18 protein-coding genes and 1 other annotated feature are annotated in these 16,655 nt (G+C 42.1%); of the genes, 17 read left to right on the top strand and 1 reads right to left on the bottom strand.

Annotation, left to right across the window (positions count from 1 at the left end; genetic code table 11):
* Window positions 1-15: 15 nt before the first annotated feature.
* The 13 genes from H171_RS16970 to H171_RS24740 all read left to right on the top strand — a co-directional run bounded on the left by H171_RS16970 (window position 16) and on the right by H171_RS24740 (window position 8,581).
* Window positions 16-915 (top strand): carbohydrate ABC transporter permease, encoded by a 900-nt coding sequence (locus H171_RS16970; protein ID WP_207655201.1) that lies wholly within the window; start codon window positions 16-18, stop codon window positions 913-915.
* Window positions 908-1,747 (top strand): carbohydrate ABC transporter permease, encoded by an 840-nt coding sequence (locus H171_RS16965; protein ID WP_100306189.1) that lies wholly within the window; start codon window positions 908-910, stop codon window positions 1,745-1,747. Before H171_RS16970 ends, H171_RS16965 begins: the two co-directional genes overlap by 8 nt.
* A gap of 34 nt (window positions 1,748-1,781) precedes the next feature.
* On the top strand, window positions 1,782-2,996 hold the full coding sequence (locus H171_RS16960; protein ID WP_100306188.1) for an enolase C-terminal domain-like protein: 1,215 nt from the start codon (window positions 1,782-1,784) through the stop codon (window positions 2,994-2,996).
* 291 nt (window positions 2,997-3,287) lie between these two features.
* Complete coding sequence (gene rpmG, locus H171_RS16955; protein ID WP_013271142.1) at window positions 3,288-3,437, top strand: 50S ribosomal protein L33; 150 nt, start codon at window positions 3,288-3,290, stop codon at window positions 3,435-3,437.
* Between the two features lie 24 nt (window positions 3,438-3,461).
* Complete coding sequence (gene secE, locus H171_RS16950; protein ID WP_100306187.1) at window positions 3,462-3,665, top strand: preprotein translocase subunit SecE; 204 nt, start codon at window positions 3,462-3,464, stop codon at window positions 3,663-3,665.
* Between the two features lie 23 nt (window positions 3,666-3,688).
* Entirely contained in the window at window positions 3,689-4,204 is a 516-nt protein-coding gene (gene nusG / locus H171_RS16945; RefSeq protein WP_100306186.1) for a transcription termination/antitermination protein NusG, read from the top strand.
* An 85-nt stretch (window positions 4,205-4,289) separates the two neighbouring features.
* The gene (gene rplK / locus H171_RS16940; protein WP_038278112.1) at window positions 4,290-4,718 is read left to right on the top strand and encodes a 50S ribosomal protein L11; all 429 of its coding nucleotides are present in this window, start codon (window positions 4,290-4,292) and stop codon (window positions 4,716-4,718) included.
* A 175-nt stretch (window positions 4,719-4,893) separates the two neighbouring features.
* Complete coding sequence (rplA, locus tag H171_RS16935; protein ID WP_025231172.1) at window positions 4,894-5,589, top strand: 50S ribosomal protein L1; 696 nt, start codon at window positions 4,894-4,896, stop codon at window positions 5,587-5,589.
* A 40-nt stretch (window positions 5,590-5,629) separates the two neighbouring features.
* Window positions 5,630-5,773, top strand: a sequence feature (ribosomal protein L10 leader region).
* 59 nt (window positions 5,774-5,832) lie between these two features.
* Window positions 5,833-6,336 carry a 50S ribosomal protein L10 gene (gene rplJ, locus H171_RS16930; protein WP_100306185.1) on the top strand — a complete coding sequence of 168 codons (504 nt, stop codon included), beginning with the start codon at window positions 5,833-5,835 and terminating at the stop codon, window positions 6,334-6,336.
* Window positions 6,337-6,452: 116 nt separating this feature from the next.
* Window positions 6,453-6,824, top strand: a complete 372-nt coding sequence (rplL, locus tag H171_RS16925; RefSeq protein WP_054740322.1) for a 50S ribosomal protein L7/L12 — start codon at window positions 6,453-6,455, stop codon at window positions 6,822-6,824.
* Between the two features lie 258 nt (window positions 6,825-7,082).
* A complete protein-coding gene (locus H171_RS16920) occupies window positions 7,083-7,286 on the top strand; it encodes a cold-shock protein (protein ID WP_013271149.1) in 204 nt (67 codons plus the stop codon).
* A gap of 381 nt (window positions 7,287-7,667) precedes the next feature.
* Window positions 7,668-8,387: a polysaccharide deacetylase family protein gene (locus H171_RS16915; RefSeq protein ID WP_100307562.1), complete on the top strand. Its 720-nt coding sequence runs from the start codon at window positions 7,668-7,670 to the stop codon at window positions 8,385-8,387.
* Between the two features lie 68 nt (window positions 8,388-8,455).
* A complete protein-coding gene (locus H171_RS24740; protein ID WP_278282747.1) occupies window positions 8,456-8,581 on the top strand; it encodes a hypothetical protein in 126 nt (41 codons plus the stop codon).
* Window positions 8,582-8,930: 349 nt separating this feature from the next.
* Here H171_RS24740 and H171_RS16910 read toward each other — a convergent pair whose 3' ends face one another.
* Window positions 8,931-9,575 carry a GntR family transcriptional regulator gene (locus H171_RS16910; RefSeq protein ID WP_100306184.1) on the bottom strand — a complete coding sequence of 215 codons (645 nt, stop codon included), beginning with the start codon at window positions 9,573-9,575 and terminating at the stop codon, window positions 8,931-8,933.
* A 277-nt stretch (window positions 9,576-9,852) separates the two neighbouring features.
* On the opposite strand from H171_RS16910, the gene H171_RS16905 reads away from it, so the two are divergent.
* From H171_RS16905 to H171_RS24200, 4 genes are all read left to right on the top strand, one after another.
* Complete coding sequence (locus H171_RS16905; RefSeq protein WP_100306183.1) at window positions 9,853-11,388, top strand: alanine/glycine:cation symporter family protein; 1,536 nt, start codon at window positions 9,853-9,855, stop codon at window positions 11,386-11,388.
* Between the two features lie 2 nt (window positions 11,389-11,390).
* A complete protein-coding gene (locus tag H171_RS16900; RefSeq protein ID WP_100306182.1) occupies window positions 11,391-12,797 on the top strand; it encodes a tyrosine phenol-lyase in 1,407 nt (468 codons plus the stop codon).
* Window positions 12,798-14,127: 1,330 nt separating this feature from the next.
* The gene (locus H171_RS16895) at window positions 14,128-16,470 is read left to right on the top strand and encodes a DUF6273 domain-containing protein (RefSeq protein WP_100306181.1); all 2,343 of its coding nucleotides are present in this window, start codon (window positions 14,128-14,130) and stop codon (window positions 16,468-16,470) included.
* Window positions 16,471-16,478: 8 nt separating this feature from the next.
* Window positions 16,479-16,640: a hypothetical protein gene (locus H171_RS24200; RefSeq protein ID WP_157803176.1), complete on the top strand. Its 162-nt coding sequence runs from the start codon at window positions 16,479-16,481 to the stop codon at window positions 16,638-16,640.
* Window positions 16,641-16,655: the final 15 nt, after the last annotated feature.

Here is a 16,655-nt window from a genome sequence, read left to right as displayed (position 1 = left end):
TGAGAAGGGAGTAAGATGAATTTCATGAACAAAAATGGAACTGCCAAAATAAAAGTTAAGTCCCAGAGGCAAGGATATTACTTTACTCTGCCGATTGTCGTCATGCTGGCTGCCCTTATCATTTATCCTATGGTTTATGGGTTCTATATCAGCTTTTTCAACACGAACCTGGTGACGAAATGGAATTTTATAGGTTTTAAATATTATGCAGCGGCATTTAAAGAGGCGGCCTTTTACCAGTCGGTTCTGCTGACAACCACGTTTATGATTCTGGTTGTAGCGGGACATTTTATTTTGGGGTTTATTCTGGCAACTTTGCTTAACCGGGAATTTAAAGGAAGAACTGTTTTCCGGGTTATATTTATGCTGCCATGGTTTTTCCCGGAAGCGGTTGTGGCGCTTTTATTTACCTGGATCATGAATCCCATGTACGGAATCTTGAACAGTGCGCTGAAAGGGCTTGGGCTTATATCTACCAATATTTCGTGGCTGGGCAGCAAGGAACTGGCCTTTCCGGCAGTGGTCTTTGTCTGCATCTGGAAGGGATTTCCCCTGGTCATGACCATGATCCTGGCAGGTTTGCAGAGCATATCCAAGGATTATTATGAGGCAGCGGAAATCGATGGTGCCAGCAAATTGGCACAATTCCGATACATAACAGTTCCATCCTTAAAGCCTATTCTGACTACGGTTTTGATCCTGGACTGCGTCTGGTGGTTCAAGCAGTATACCCTGGTGTACACCATGACAGCAGGCGGCCCGGGAACTGCTACCAATTTAATAAGCTTAAGCATCTATGGAACAGCGTTCAATGATTTGAGATTTGGAAAGGCGTCTGCCTGGGGTATCCTGGTGTTCTTCATTTGCTATTTGATTAGTCTGGTAAGTAAGGTGGTGACAAGGGAGAATGAGTAGATCAAAAAAGAAAAAAAATAAATTGGCTGCTACCTATGGAGTATTAATTTTTATGGCCTCTTTTATCGTGGTCCCGGTTTTATGGATGATATCCACAGCATTTAAAACTGAGCCGCAGACATATTATCCACAGCCTAAATGGATTCCGGACCCGTTTTCCCTGGATTCCTTCCGGAAATTCTTCAATACTTATAATTTTGGACGTATGACCTTAAATAGTCTGGTGGTCTGCCTTTCCGCCATGGTGATCTGCGTGGCCTGTGCCTGCCTGGCAGGATACGGGGTGACCAGATTCCGGTTTAAAGGAAGAAAACAACTGATGAGCTTTCTTCTTATTACACAGATGTTTCCGGGAGTCATGCTGGTGGTACCTTTTTACGCGGTGCTTTCTAAATATAATCTTGTCAATTCCTTATTTGGCCTGGTCGTCGTTTATGCGGCTACAAATATAGCCTTCAGTACATGGATGATCGTATCTTACTTTAAGACCATTCCCCTGGAGCTTGATGAGGCGGCACGGGTGGATGGGGCTTCCAGCTTCCGGATTTTCTGGAATATTATCCTTCCGCTGATCGTTCCGGGAATTGCGGCGGTAGCCATGTTTGTACTGTTTAACGGTTGGAATGAATATATGTTTTCTTCTGTCCTGGTATCCAAGGATGAATTAAAAACGCTCACTGTTGGGATCATTTCCTTAAATTCCCAATATCAAATTAAATGGAATGACCTAATGGCAGCATCCAGCATATCCAGTCTTCCTTTGGTAATTCTTTTTGTAAGCTTCCAGAAGTATTTTATTGCTGGAATGACCGGAGGGGCTGTAAAGAGCTGATATGCAGAGAATATGACTTACGGAGGTACTAAAAATGGATCATATAAAAATCCATGACATTAAAGTTTTTGTAACAGCTCCAAGAAATATCAACCTGGTTGTGGTAAAGGTGGAAACAACGGAGCCGGAGCTGTACGGATATGGGTGCGCCACATTTACGTGGAGGCATAAGGCGGTGGTGACAGCCATTGAAGAATATCTGCGTCCCATGCTCAAGGGAATGCCTGTGGATGACATTGAAGGGATCTGGCAGACCATGATGGGAAGCTCTTACTGGAGAAATGGTCCTGTTTTGAACAATGCCATTTCCGGGGTGGATGAGGCGTTGTGGGACATTAAGGCAAAACGTGCCAATATGCCGCTTTACAGCCTGCTGGGTGGAAAGTGCCGGGAAGGAATTGCAGTTTACAGGCATGCGGATGGCAGCTCCATCGAAGAGGTGGAAGAATGCATCCGTGGGTATATGGCGGAAGGATACCGTTACATCAGATGCCATATGGGTACCTATGGCGGTAACTTCGACGGTAAAATACAGAGAATCGTAAAGCCTGACAATGCACCGGACGGAGCGTATTTCCATCCGAGAATGTACATGCAAAGCGTTTATAAACTGTTTGACCGGGTCCGAAGGGATATTGGCTGGGAAGTGGAGCTCATGCATGATGTCCATGAGCGATTAAGCTTTGCTGAGACTCTGGAATTTGCCAGGGAGATGGAGCAGTATAAACTGTTTTTCCTGGAAGATTCTCTTGCGCCGGAGCACGTGGAGTTCTTTAAGACCTTGCGGCACCATACCATCCTTCCGCTGGCAATGGGAGAGCTGTTTACCAACCCCAATGAATGGAAGTCCATTGTACAGAACCAGTGGATTGATTATATGAGAGTTCATTTAAGTGATATCGGAGGACTGACCCCTGCAAGAAAGCTGGCTCATTATTGTGAGGCTTATGGAGTACGGACAGCCTGGCATGGGCCAAATGATTTATCTCCTATTGGGATGGCAGTGCAGATGCATCTGGATTTAAACAGCCACAATTTCGGGATACAGGAATTTTCCGGCTTCAGTGAAGCGGAGCAGGAGGTGTTCCCAGGCTGTCCGGTGATCAGGGAAGGATATGCCTACGTAAACGGCAAGCCTGGAATTGGAGTTGGTTTTGATGAAAAGGCGGCTGAAAAATATCCTGCGGTTGATATGGATCATGGCTGGCTCTTTTCAAGGCTTCCTGACGGAACGCCTGTAAGGCCATAGCAAAAAATTACAGAATACATATTATTATAGAAGCAGGTCCGGCTGGAACCGATTTAAAAATCCATTAAATCCTTCAAACCGGACTTGCAATTTTTTTGCCTACATGATATAATGGCGAAATACCGTAAATATCATTGCTTTTCAGAAAAAAAGATTGACGAATCCTGGTCTGTATGTTATAGTAATTGGGCGAATGGAAGAGCTTAGGTCTTTTTTTTATGCTCAAAATTGCTTGCAGCAGACAAAGGGACTTAAAACACAACAATGAAAATTTAAGTGGAGGTGGAAGTCGTGCGCACAAAAATCACACTGGCATGTACAGAATGCAAACAGCGTAATTACAACATGACCAAGGATAAGAAGACTCATCCGGACAGAATGGAAACCAAGAAGTACTGTAGATTCTGTAAGAGCCATACAATGCACAAGGAAACAAAGTAATCAGTTTGTAAAGGACGTGAAATTATGGGAGATACAGTGAACAACGAGAGTGCTCAGAAGAAGAGCTTTTTTAAGGGTTTGAAAGCTGAGTTTGCAAAAATCGTTTGGCCTGACAAAGAAACCGTAACGAAACAGACGATCGCTGTCATTTCTTCAGCGATTGCTTTAGGACTGATTATCGGAATTCTTGATCTGATCATCAAGTTTGGTCTCAGTTTTATCTTATAATTCGTAAGGGTTAAGGTGAGTTTATGTCAGAAGCACATTGGTATGTAGTTCATACCTATTCAGGTTATGAGAACAAAGTAAAGGTTGACATTGAGAAAACAATCGAAAACAGAAACTTACAGGATCAGATTCTGGAAGTATCGGTTCCGCTTGAATCTGTCATTGAACTGAAGAATGGCGTTGAGAAAAAGGCGGATAAAAAGATGTTTCCCGGCTACGTACTGATTCACATGGTCATGAATGACGACACATGGTATGTGGTGCGTAATACCCGTGGAGTGACAGGCTTTGTAGGCCCTGGATCAAAACCGGTTCCTCTGACAGAAGATGAGATGGAGAAACTTGGGTTCAAGAACGAAGAGGTCATCATTGGCTTTGAAGTGGGAGATACCGTCGTGGTAACTTCCGGTGCATGGAAAGATACGGTTGGTGCCATCAAGTCCATCAACGAAAGTAAGAAAACCATCACCATGAGCGTTGAGATGTTCGGCCGGGAGACTCCGGTAGAATTAAACTTCAGCGAAGTAAAGAAGATGTAACAAGTAAAAGCGGCTTATACCTGTGTATAAGCTCGTGGGAGGGAAATCCCCGACAATACCACATTTATTTAGGAGGTGCCTTATTATGGCAAAGAAAGTAACAGGATATATCAAATTGCAGATTCCAGCAGGAAAGGCTACACCAGCTCCTCCTGTAGGTCCGGCACTTGGACAGCATGGTGTAAACATCGTACAGTTTACAAAGGAATTCAACGCAAGAACAGCTGATCAGGGAGACTTGATCATCCCGGTTGTTATCACTGTTTATGCTGACAGAAGCTTCAGCTTCATAACCAAGACTCCACCGGCTGCTGTATTATTAAAGAAGGCCTGCAAGATCAAATCCGGATCTGCAGTTCCTAATAAGACAAAGGTAGCTACAATTACTAAGGCTGAATTACAGAAGATCGCTGAACTGAAGATGCCTGACTTAAATGCCGCATCTGTTGAATCAGCTATGAGCATGGTCGCTGGTACCGCAAGAAGTATGGGTATCACAGTAGTTGAAGCATAATTTTCTTGGCATATTTTACTTAATGAAAGCAGGCGTAAGCACGGCTTGAAATTAGAAGAATAGCCGTTCGACGAGCCGTTAGGCGAATCGGACTTCCTTATAATATTGCAGTTAATGAAGTTTTAAGAACGTGGGAGGGAAAATCCCCGACAATACCACTAGGAGGTTATTTAGAATGAAAAGAGGAAAAAGATACGCAGAGGCAGCTAAAACAGTAGATCGTTCTGTTCTCTACGATGCACCAGTAGCAATCTCTTTAGTTAAGCAGAATGCAAGTGCTAAATTTGATGAAACCATTGAAGCTCATATCAGAACCGGTTGTGACGGACGTCACGCTGACCAGCAGATCCGTGGTGCAGTTGTACTTCCCCACGGTACAGGTAAGACTGTTCGTATTTTAGTTTTCGCAAAGGGTCCGAAGGCTGATGAAGCACTGGCCGCAGGCGCAGACTTTGTTGGAGCTGAGGAACTGATTCCGAAGATCCAGAACGAAGGCTGGTTGGAATTTGATGTAGTTGTTGCTACGCCAGATATGATGGGTGTTGTTGGCCGTCTGGGACGTGTCCTGGGACCAAAGGGCTTAATGCCTAACCCAAAAGCTGGTACAGTTACCATGGATGTAACGAAAGCAATCAACGATATCAAAGCTGGTAAGGTTGAGTACAGACTTGATAAGACAAATATTATCCACGTGCCAGTTGGAAAAGCTTCTTTTACAGAAGAACAGTTAGCGGACAACTTCCAGACGCTTGTTGATGCAATCGTCAAAGCAAGACCAAGTGCAGTTAAGGGTGCCTACTTAAAGAGTGTTACACTGGCTTCCACTATGGGACCTGGCGTAAAACTGAACGTAGCTAAATTAATGAACTAATTTTGTTTTGTGGTTGACATTAATTATAAATAATGTTATACTATGCTAGTATTGACTGCCGAAGACAGCAGGTGCCGCAAGGCATAAGGTGTTAACGCCTGCCGAGGAATGTACAAGAATCATTTTATGTAAATGAATTGTAGACCTCTCCGTCCATCCGGCGGAGGGGTTTTTCTTTGCGGTTTATACGAGCGGGCCTTGCGGGCAACCGGGAGGCTCAGACTAAACAGGAGGTAAACCATAATGGCAAAAGTTGAATTAAAGCAGCCAGTTGTAAGCGAGATCAAAGAATTACTTGATGGCGCTGAGGCAGCGGTAGTTGTAGATTACCGTGGTATCTCAGTTGCTCAGGATACAGCACTTCGTAAGAAATTAAGAGAGGCCGATGTTTCCTACAAAGTATATAAGAATACAATGATCCGTTTTGCAGCTCAGGGTACAGCATTTGAGGCTCTGGAACCTAATCTGGAAGGACCTACAGCTATCGCTGTTTCCAAGACAGATGCTACAGCTCCAGCAAGAATCCTGGCTGAGTTTGCAAAAACAGCTCCGGCCTTAGAGATTAAGGGCGGCGTTGTAGAAGGCGCTTATTATGATGCAAAAGGTATGGAGAAGATCTCCAGCATTCCTTCCAGGGATATCCTTCTTGGAAAGCTGCTTGGAAGCATCCAGTCTCCTATCACAAACATTGCTCGCGTTCTCAAGCAGATTGCAGATGCTCAGGGCGGAGAAGCAGCAGAGGCATAAAATTTTTAATAAAGGTAAGCGAAGCATACCTGGACTTAGAAAATTAGCCGTTCGGTGAGCGATAAGGCGAATCGAACTTCCTTAAAAAAACATATTAAATACGGAGGTATATTATCATGGCAAAGTTAACAACAGCTGAATTTATCGAAGCGATCAAAGAATTATCTGTATTAGAATTAAATGAATTAGTAAAGGCATGTGAGGAAGAATTTGGTGTATCTGCAGCAGCAGGCGTAGTAGTTGCAGCAGCAGGTCCTGCAGCAGCAGAAGAAGAGAAGACTGAATTCGACGTAGAATTAACTGAAGTTGGTCCTAACAAGGTTAAAGTTATCAAAGTTGTTCGTGAAGCTACTGGCTTAGGCTTAAAGGAAGCTAAAGACGTAGTTGATGGAGCTCCTAAGGTATTAAAGGCTGGCGCTTCCAAGGAAGAGGCTGAGCAGATCAAGACTTCTTTAGAGGCTGAAGGCGCTAAAGTTACTTTAAAATAATTTTATTTTATGATTATTTTGGACAGGGTTTGTACCTTTTAAATGGGGACAAAACCCTGTCCTTTTCTAGTGTAAAATAACAGAATAGTCTTGACAATTTTGTAAATTCAGGGTAGAATGTACGTGTATTATCGAATGGAGTTATGATTTCACATATTTTTGTAAGTCATTATTTTCGGATGATGATTTACAAAAATATGTGATTTTTTGTTTCAGGCGATATATCAAATATTTTTTATTTTATAGGAGGTACACGTTATGAACAACGGTACAGTAAAATGGTTTAATGGTGCTAAGGGATATGGTTTCATCGTAAATGACGCAACAGGCGAAGAAGTTTTCGTACACTTCTCTGGCATCGTTGCTGATGGTTACAAGACTCTGGAAGAAGGCCAGAAAGTAACTTATGAAACAACAGAAGGAAACCGTGGTCTGCAGGCAGTTAACGTTTGCATGGCTTAATAAAAGCTTCGATTTCTATGTAAGCTTTAAGGGCTGTTCTCATTTAAAGATGAGAACAGCCCTTTTTTTGTTTTCGCATTTTACGGTATCATACTGGAGGTGCTTTCCATGGCATTTGCAGATGCCGGATATCCGGGATTCAGGAAGAGGCGGACCGTATAGCTGGTTCAGCGCTGAAAGCAGCGGTGTTTATACGGATTAATAACGGTTGATTCAATGTTGTAAGGTTGTATACAAAATCCTCTTTAATATTGGGGATAAGTCGTCTGGATAAGAACGTATAAGGGAAAAGATAGAAAAAGGCAGAAATGTTTTGGTTTTATTTTTCTCTGTTACTCCATAGGTTTATTAATAATGGCAGAAAGCTGGGCTTATGGGAATATGAAAATGAAATGGAAAGCAGCCTGTTTACTGGTTGTTCTTATATTGGATATTATTTTTATAAAAGCAATGCACCAATCATACACTGAGGCAAAGAATACCCTGTTCCTTCCTGTGGGTGCGGATGCAGAAGCAAGAGATGAGGTCAGGAGGCAGTTTTCTGGAGATAAGCAGATTGCATTGACCTTTGATGACGGCCCTCATTCCGTTTATACGCCAAGACTTCTTGACGGGCTTCGTAAGAGAGGGGTCCACGCCTCATTTTTTATTCTTGGAGAAAATGTGGAGGGGAAAGAATCCATTTTGAAACAGATGAAAGAGGATGGGCATTTAATCGGGAATCATGGATATACTCATGTACAGATGAGCAAGGAATCTGTGTTAACTGCTTGCCAGCAAATAGAACAGAATAACCGGCAGATTGAAGAGATTACCGGTACAAGACCTCAGTATCTGCGGCCGCCTTATGGTTCTTGGAATGAAGAATTGGAGTGTACAACCGACATGTCGGTTGTGCTTTGGAACTTAGACCCTCTAGACTGGAAAACAAAGAGCGTCAAAAAGGTAGTGCGTTATATTGTAAAGCGCGTGGAGCCTGGAGATATTATTCTTCTTCATGATGTGTACCCGACTTCAGTGGAAGCAGCCCTCGAGGTGATTGATACTTTGACAAAGCAGGGATATACTTTTGTCACGGTTGATGAACTGCTGATAGACTGACTGAAATCGCCTCACTATAAGAGCATTGCAGTGGGTGAGCCAAGGTTATACATAGATAGAGGAATCTATTGGACCACATAATAGCTGGTAAGCTGGTGGAGATTGCAGCCGTGCGGTTATCGTTAGAAAATACAAACGGAAGTCAGATAGCAGGACAGTTCTCATTTTACGATTCAGTGGCAGAGATTTTCTAATTGAATTTCGATTTAGAGAAATAATATCTCATATAAGTTGACGGTTCGGATAATCTAGCATTGCCAGCTGTTTTTTAGTTTAGTATCATTGCACTGATGTTGTTAGATCTAGTAGGAACAATCAGTATAGTCGTTCTTTTTACAGAGTATAGCTGCTGTACAGATATAAGGACATGCTGCCTGAAGTGAATAAAAATATAAGGAGGTAGCTGATTATATCAGCTACCTCCTTTATCGGTTTTATTATGTGGAAACCCTGTTTAAAAGGTATAAGGGTGCAATTCTGGCTAACCCTTCATGAGATCAATGCTGTTCTGTACGGATACAGTCATTAGTCTTATGGCTTTTCTTATGGATTGTATCCCTTGATCAGTGAAAGGCCGTGGATATAGTGCTGCTCAAGAAGCTCGGACGCAAGGTCAAAATTTCCGGAGCTGTAGGCATCGACGATATCTCTGTGCTGCTTGGTAGAGCAGGAACGGTCCTCAGCTGTGCGGATAGCAAACTTTATCAGAAGGAAGCGGATAAGATTGTATCTCTTGTAGGTTTCTTTCAGAAACTGGTTGCCGCAGAAATCAAAGAACGACTTGTGAAAATGGAAGTCTGCCTCAAAGTAGGCATCGTCATCCGGGGCAATTGCCTGCTTTTTCAGATATTTTTTCAGATGCTTTGTCACTTCCTTGTCTGCTCCCCTGGCAATGGTCATATTGAGGGCTACACAGGAGATAGCCGCAATGAATTCATTGATTTCTGCCGCATATCCATAGTCAAAGCTGATTACCTGGGCACCTGTTTTTGTGACCTCTTTTACGAGGCCATCCTGATAAAGCTTGTTGATAGTATCTCGCACCGGTGTGGAGGAAACTAAAAAACGCTCCTGCAGTTCTCTATTTGTAATTTTGCTTCCCAGAGGAATGGTTCCGCTCATGATTTCATTTTTTAGAATGTTGTATAACTGTTCGCTTAGGGTCATTTTCACAAGAGTATTCTTCATCTTCGTCTCCTTCCTGATTGTCTGAATTGCTTGTATTTTACAGTTTACTATAAATCTTTCTTAAAAGCAATAAAAGGGACAACTGTTGATCTGATTTGTCTATATATTTCCCAGAACGTTAGGAATATAAATATAGTTAAAAATTATAAATAAATATTGACAAATTTGCATAGTAATGTATAATAAACACAACGATGCATGATGCATCACACATCATGCATCAATGGAACGGAAAGAAGGTAAAAAGACAATTTAATATGAGAAGGAGGATGGGGTAATGCAACTATTTGAATGGCTGGTGCATTATATCGTAAAGATTGTAATGGCACTAAATAACCTGTTGTGGGGCGACATGTTCATTCTGGAATTTTCAAATGGTGAAACCAAGTTCGGCATATCCTTGCTGGTAATCTTATTGATTCCCGCAGGACTATATTTCACTATAAAAACGAGATTCCTGCCATTCCGGCTTTTTCCTGAAATGATTCGGGCGACTTTAAGGAAAAAGACAGGAGAGGATCAGAATTCAATTTCCGGTCTTCAGGCACTGATTATCGCCACGGCCACCCGCGTGGGTATGGGGAACCTGGCAGGCGTGGTAGCGGCTATTTCATTTGGTGGAGCGGGTGCAGTATTCTGGATGTGGGTGACTGCTATTATAGGTTCGTCTACTTCATTCATTGAATCGACACTGGCGCAGATTTACAAAGAAAAGGATCCACTCTATGGAGGATACAGAGGTGGACCGGCCTACTTTATGGACAGAATCCGGTTTATTACAAAGGTGAAGCATGAAGATATCTTTGTACAGGATGTTCAAAAGGAAGCAGAGTACGTGGCAATGGACGGCAACACGTATTACATAAAGGGTTGTAAGTGCACATTTCTTGGAATTGCATTTGCACTTTCAGGTCTGCTTTGCTGGGCAGGTATCAGTCAGGTAATCGGAAACTCAGTTTCTACTGCCTTTAATAATGCATTTGGTATTCCGCAGATAACTACTACTGTGGTTCTGGTTGCAGTTTCCGCATGTATTGTGCTCCGCAAAAATGCCACAGTGAAGGTACTCGACAGGGTTGTGCCAATTATGGCATGTGCCTATATCGCAATTACGTTTTTCATCATTGCCAAGAACATTACTCAGCTTCCGGGGGTGTTTGGCAACATCTTTTCTCAGGCTTTTGGACTTAAGCCTCTGGTAGGCGGAGGGTTGGGAGCCGTTGTTATGAATGGAGTAAAGCGCGGACTTTTTTCTAACGAAGCCGGAAGCGGCTCCGCTCCCTGTGCAGCAGCGGCTGCCGAGGTGGATCACCCGGTAACCCAGGGATTGATTCAGTCTCTGGGCGTTTTTATCGATACCCTGGCAATCTGCAGCTGTTCCGCATTCCTGATGCTTTTGGCACCAGCTGAGGTTATCCAAGGATTAGAGGGAATGGATCTTTTGCAGGGAGCTATGAACTATCACTTGGGTAGATTCGGAGTAGTTTTTATCGCAATTATCCTGTTCCTGTTCAGCTTTTCTACATTTATTGGCATTCTATACTACGCGCGCAGCAATGTGGCTTATATCTTCAAGGATACATGGGCTGCTCAGACAGGATATAAGATTTTCGCACTGGTGATGCTATTTATCGGCGGAATCGCTGCATACAGCTTTGTGTGGGATTTAGGAGATCTCGGAGTAGGGCTGATGACCATTTTTAATATGCTGGCAATCATCCCGTTGTCAGGCCAGGCTATTGCATCGCTTGACGATTATGAGAAGAATTTTTCAATTAAAAAGAAAAATAAAAACATTTTAAAGGAGGAATAGTAATGGATATGATGAGATTTGCACCAGAACCTTTCAAAATTAAGATGGTAGAGCCTATGGGCAACCTTAACAAAGAAGAGAGAAAAGAAGCCATCAAGACAGCAGGATATAATACTTTCCTGCTAAAATCAGAAGAATGTTTTATTGACCTTCTGACAGATTCAGGAACAAATGCAATGAGTGACAGACAGTGGGCAGGACTGATGTTGGGTGATGAAGCCTACGGCGGCTCCAGGAACTTTTATCATCTAGAAGAGACTGTGCAAGAATTATTTGGATTCAAATATGTAGTTCCTACCCACCAGGGACGCGGTGCAGAGAACATACTGTCTTCTCTTACCATTAAGCCAGGAGACTATGTGCCAGGAAACATGTACTTCACCACAACCCGCTTCCATCAGGAACACAATGGTGCTACCTTCCGCGACGTGGTTATTGACGAAGCCCATGATCCAAATGCAATCCTGGACTTCAAGGGCAATGTAGACTTAGTTAAGTTCCAGGCTCTTATTGACGAAGTCGGTGCAGACAGGATCCCATATATCTGCCTTGCAGTTACAGTAAACCTGGCAGGCGGGCAGCCCGTTTCCATGGCTAACATAAAGGCTGTATCCGAGATGGCCCATAAGTATGGCATTAAGGTAATGTTTGATGCCACAAGATGCGTGGAAAACGCATATTTCATCAAGACAAGAGAAAAAGGCTATGAAGACAAAACCATTAAGGAAATTGTCCACGAATTGTTCTCCTACGGCGATGGCTGCACAATGTCCGGAAAGAAAGACTGTCTGACCAATATCGGCGGATTCCTTTGCATGAATGATAAAGATTTATATATCCGTGCAACAGGAATGGTCGTACAGTATGAAGGTATGCCTACCTACGGCGGAATGGCTGGAAGAGATATGGAAGCTATGGCAATTGGTCTTAGAGAGTCAATGGAATACAACTACATCAGCCATCGCGTAAATCAGATCCGTTACCTTGGCGAGAAACTGGATGAAGCAGGAGTTCCTATGGTTAAGCCAAGCGGTGGTCATGCAATCTTCGTAGATGCCCGTGCATTCTTAGACCATCTGGATCAGAAAACGGATTTCCCGGCTCAGGCTCTGGCAGCTGCTGTTTACGAGTACTCCGGCGTTAGAACCATGGAACGCGGCATAATCTCCGCAGGAAGAGACAACAAGACAGGAGAGAACCATGTGCCGAAGCTGGAGACAATCCGTCTGACCATTCCGAGAAGGGTTTATACATATGCACATCTGGACTATGTTGCTGACGCAATGATCCAGTTGTATCAGGTGAGACATGACATCAGCGGTCTTAAATGGGTATATGAGCCTGGAGTTCTGCGTTTCTTCACCGGACGCTTTGAACCAAAGAATGGAGAGTTAATTAAGGGATTCTGAAACTTAGAATTAAAAAGATAGCCATATTCAATGTTAAAAAAATCCTCATAAGCTTGCTCCGGAGTTTCATAATGAACCTCCGGAGCAAGCTCTTTTTTGATAATAATATCTTTGAAATAGTCTATGAGAGCCCCCGCTTTTAGATTATTATGTTTAAAAGTTCATGCAATGCTTATGTGCGTTTTAGTCCGAAATTGGATTCTATGCCAGTTTGTGGAACATTAAGAGCTGTATGATATGACCTAAAGAAGGAATTACCATAGGACCTTATGAAAGTGATGTATCTTGATGCAGAATATTGCTTTCATATATTCTACATGAGCATGTTGATTTTCTGAACGGTTTGTTGTATACTGTAAGAAGCAATATTCTTGGTATATGCAGCAATCATTTGATTTTTCAAGTCAGTATCGACAAATATTCCCGTTTAATACATTGTTAAATCGTATATGTTATCAGGCTTTATTTGGGTCGTTTGATGGTTCACCATCGATATATGGACTTCTTGTTTTTATATCTTTGTCTGATCTATTCCGGAAGGAGGTATATTGAATTTTTGTATTGCCATGGGCTTACTTTGAATAGAATCCTATCTAAACCTGGCTTATTCAAATATGTTTCTGGTATCATATAATCGTCTGACAAGGCAGACAATAGTCTTTCATCTCTGAATTCATTTTCTATGATCCCAATTCGTTTAATTCCATTTTTAATATTATATATTTTGTAAATTTTACTTATTACGGTTTATTTTCATATAGACGGTGAGGAACTTATTCAGTGTATTTTACTGTTCCTGTGTTGGTATATTTTACCTTCTGTTTTTTCAAATTTCTTATTCATATCATTTCTTTATATTCTGATTTTATCTTATTCCATTATTAGCGTATTTTTAAGTTTATGCATTACATTTTTGAATATTGCTTAGAGCAAGTCTAGTTATTTATTAGAGATCCAAAGTATAGTCTCTATAAAAGACATGAACTTTTATGTGGTATGACAATCTCTTTTCCTGCAATTCAGGCATTACTTCTTTTGGATAATATTTATTTCTCCATAACATTCCATATTTTTTATCAATTAATTTAAAACAAAATATCATTTTTTTAGTCTTCTTTTTTATTGGGAACAACCTGAGGAATTATACCCTGCAGGAACCATATATCCCTTCTTGAGCAAACAGTCTGTATACATTGTTGCATACCAAATTATCCTATTTAATGCGGGAAAATTAAAGTGCTTGAAAGATCTTAATTGAATATAAGAGATTTATAAAAAAGTCTGTTTGGAAGGAGAAAAAACAAATAGTAAGGAGTGATGAAATTTTTCAATGAATAAAAGAAAATGTTTTACTTTATTAAGTGTTGCCCTGGCAGTAATGTCTGTTTCAATTCCAAGCTATGGTGCTTGGATACAGAAGGATAACCATTGGGCCTATGAGGTAGATCAGATTTATGAAAAGAATACCTGGAGGCTGATTGACGGGGAGTGGTATTACTTTGATGATACTGGTTATATGGTTACTGGCTGGAGACTGATTGACGGCAAATGGTATTTTTTAAACCCTGTCTCTGACGGGACGAAGGGGAAAATGCTAACCGGCTGGCAATGGATTGATGGATGTTGCTATTACCTGTCCGACCTATCTGAAAATAACCATCCCAAAGGAGCTCTGTACATAAATGAAAAAACGCCGGATGGGTATACCGTAGATTCTGTTGGGGCCTGGACCGATGAAGATGGTACAGTACGATATGTACCTGGAAAAGGAATACAAACAGTCATAGTGAAAGAGGCAGCTTCGGAAAATAAACTTTCTAGAAGTGGCTCTGGAGGTGGAGGATCAGGAAGCCGGGGAAGAAGTACAAAAACAGATAAGGACACTAAGTCAGACCGTGGTCCCAAAGATTTGATACCAGGTGCGGGAGAAGCAGAAGCTGTTCCAGGGTTGCCGGCGATGGAGGAACCCTCGGTGGAAACCAACGAACCAGAGAAGGAAATAAATCAGTACAGTTACACGGTACGGTATATGGATGTTAAGGAAAAAACCATATTACAGGTTGTGGCTGGTACGGGTACGGAGGGAGAGCTGATTGCTATCACGCAGCCGGTTATCTATGGCTATAAGCCGTGCGAGGGTCAGAAGGAACGCTTTAAATTGACCAACGATCATATGCTCCTGAATGTCTATTACGAGAAAGAAGGTGTGGCCTCCCCTTCAGAGGCCCGAAGGGTTGACTGGAATCTCTATTTTATTGAAAAGGGAAATCACAGCAACGAGATATTGAAAGTCCAGAAGGGTCAGACGGAAGAGGATAGGCTCCTTGTCGTTGATTTTCCGGAAATCATTTTAGGTGCAGACCGGTATTATTATCATTCCCTTGTATCAAGTCCGTGGAGTGTCATTGTAAACGGCAATGGGACCCAGAAATATTATATTGAGTATGAGAAAGGAAATTACCTCCAAGAAGAGGAGGACCAGGATCGGGAAGCCAAGGCCAAGCTGGAAAAATGGCTTGGAATTGCTAAGGATGCTGACATTATGCTTAGCGGTCAGGAGCCATCCAATCAGCAGCTTATTACTAAGAATATAGAGGAAAGCAATGAAAGGCTTCTTAATCTGGTGTCAATGGCTGATGGTACGGTACGGAAAGAAATCTATCTCATTGCAAAGGGGCATGTGCCAAGTACCGTGATCATAAGTCAGATATTCCAAAACATTAAGAATCTATCTGAGCTGGTCATGGACGAATTCAACATAGTAAATGAGAAATATACGATTGTGAGGGTTGGGTTTGAAAAAACCTATGATGAAAGCATCTGCAGCCACGATTATCAGCTTACAGATAAGGTCAATACTACATGTACAGAAAACGGATATGAAACGGTTCGATGCCGGAAGTGCGGAAAAGAAGAAACCGTAATGCTGCCAGCGACCGGCCATATAGATTTCAGTCATGACGGAATCTGTGAAGTATGTTATAGGCCAGCCATTGAAATACCGAAAAACATGCATTACAGCATCGGAGATGTACAGGCCCGGACAATTGGTAACAAAGTCTATCTTTTTCGTTGCATTGATGAAGATTATGAGGATGCAATGGGCAACTTCCAGCGGACGGCATTGTTTTTATGTGACAGCGTGATCCGGTCAGACATACTCGAGAAAACGCGGCAAGCTATTGATGGGTTATCAAATAAACTGAGTTTTGGATCTAATAACAATTATAAATACTCAGAGATTCGGGAATGGCTTCTGAATCATGCGGAGGCTGATTTTGTCTATGAAACCTATATTGGGATCACCAGGTCATATATAGGTGCCACCTGGAAGGGAAGCTATGAACAGTTCAATGATAACAACCTGATGGCTATGAAAGAGATGTTTCAGCTTTTGCAGGATAAAGTATTCATTTTGTCATTGGATGAGGCACTTAAGTACCGGGATGTTCTCTGGCGGTTTAACGGAAGTGAAATCAACAATCCGTTAACACAGGCTTCCGCTTATTCTAAGGGATATTATCTCCGTACCCCGCAGGATGGCGGACTAAATGATTTTCCTTATGGAGACGGAATCTATGTGGTCAGCCTGGTAGATGGAAATATTCAGCCGGTAAGTGTAAATGAGACGAGCTTTGGAATCCGGCCAGCCATGGCAATTCCACAGGGGTAGGAGGATCTATGGGAATCATTATTATTATGTTTGGAATTGTTGTATTAACGTTATCCGGTTTCTTTTTTAGTCGTATTCTAGCAGTGAATCCGGAGCAGAGGGAACTGGAAGATAAAGAGCAGATGGACTGGCTGAGAAAATACCAGGACGTATTCGGGTTAACAAAATAGAGAAAGGAAAATGAA

This window comes from [Clostridium] celerecrescens 18A (genome assembly GCF_002797975.1).
Lineage (GTDB): Bacteria > Bacillota > Clostridia > Lachnospirales > Lachnospiraceae > Lacrimispora > Lacrimispora celerecrescens.
This window is presented reverse-complemented; position numbering and strand designations above follow the sequence as displayed.

Excerpts from the sequence above, each read along its gene's own strand:
- H171_RS16970 (WP_207655201.1), top strand. The coding sequence starts at position 16 with ATGAATTTCATGAACAAAAATGGAACTGCCAAAATAAAAGTTAAGTCC.
- H171_RS16965 (WP_100306189.1), top strand. The coding sequence starts at position 908 with ATGAGTAGATCAAAAAAGAAAAAAAATAAATTGGCTGCTACCTATGGA.
- H171_RS16960 (WP_100306188.1), top strand. The coding sequence starts at position 1,782 with ATGGATCATATAAAAATCCATGACATTAAAGTTTTTGTAACAGCTCCA.
- secE (WP_100306187.1), top strand. The coding sequence starts at position 3,462 with ATGGGAGATACAGTGAACAACGAGAGTGCTCAGAAGAAGAGCTTTTTT.
- nusG (WP_100306186.1), top strand. The coding sequence starts at position 3,689 with ATGTCAGAAGCACATTGGTATGTAGTTCATACCTATTCAGGTTATGAG.
- rplK (WP_038278112.1), top strand. The coding sequence starts at position 4,290 with ATGGCAAAGAAAGTAACAGGATATATCAAATTGCAGATTCCAGCAGGA.
- rplA (WP_025231172.1), top strand. The coding sequence starts at position 4,894 with ATGAAAAGAGGAAAAAGATACGCAGAGGCAGCTAAAACAGTAGATCGT.
- rplJ (WP_100306185.1), top strand. The coding sequence starts at position 5,833 with ATGGCAAAAGTTGAATTAAAGCAGCCAGTTGTAAGCGAGATCAAAGAA.
- rplL (WP_054740322.1), top strand. The coding sequence starts at position 6,453 with ATGGCAAAGTTAACAACAGCTGAATTTATCGAAGCGATCAAAGAATTA.
- H171_RS16920 (WP_013271149.1), top strand. The coding sequence starts at position 7,083 with ATGAACAACGGTACAGTAAAATGGTTTAATGGTGCTAAGGGATATGGT.
- H171_RS16915 (WP_100307562.1), top strand. The coding sequence starts at position 7,668 with ATGAAAATGAAATGGAAAGCAGCCTGTTTACTGGTTGTTCTTATATTG.
- H171_RS16910 (WP_100306184.1), bottom strand. The coding sequence starts at position 9,575 with ATGAAGAATACTCTTGTGAAAATGACCCTAAGCGAACAGTTATACAAC.
- H171_RS16905 (WP_100306183.1), top strand. The coding sequence starts at position 9,853 with ATGCAACTATTTGAATGGCTGGTGCATTATATCGTAAAGATTGTAATG.
- H171_RS16900 (WP_100306182.1), top strand. The coding sequence starts at position 11,391 with ATGGATATGATGAGATTTGCACCAGAACCTTTCAAAATTAAGATGGTA.
- H171_RS16895 (WP_100306181.1), top strand. The coding sequence starts at position 14,128 with ATGAATAAAAGAAAATGTTTTACTTTATTAAGTGTTGCCCTGGCAGTA.
- H171_RS24200 (WP_157803176.1), top strand. The coding sequence starts at position 16,479 with ATGGGAATCATTATTATTATGTTTGGAATTGTTGTATTAACGTTATCC.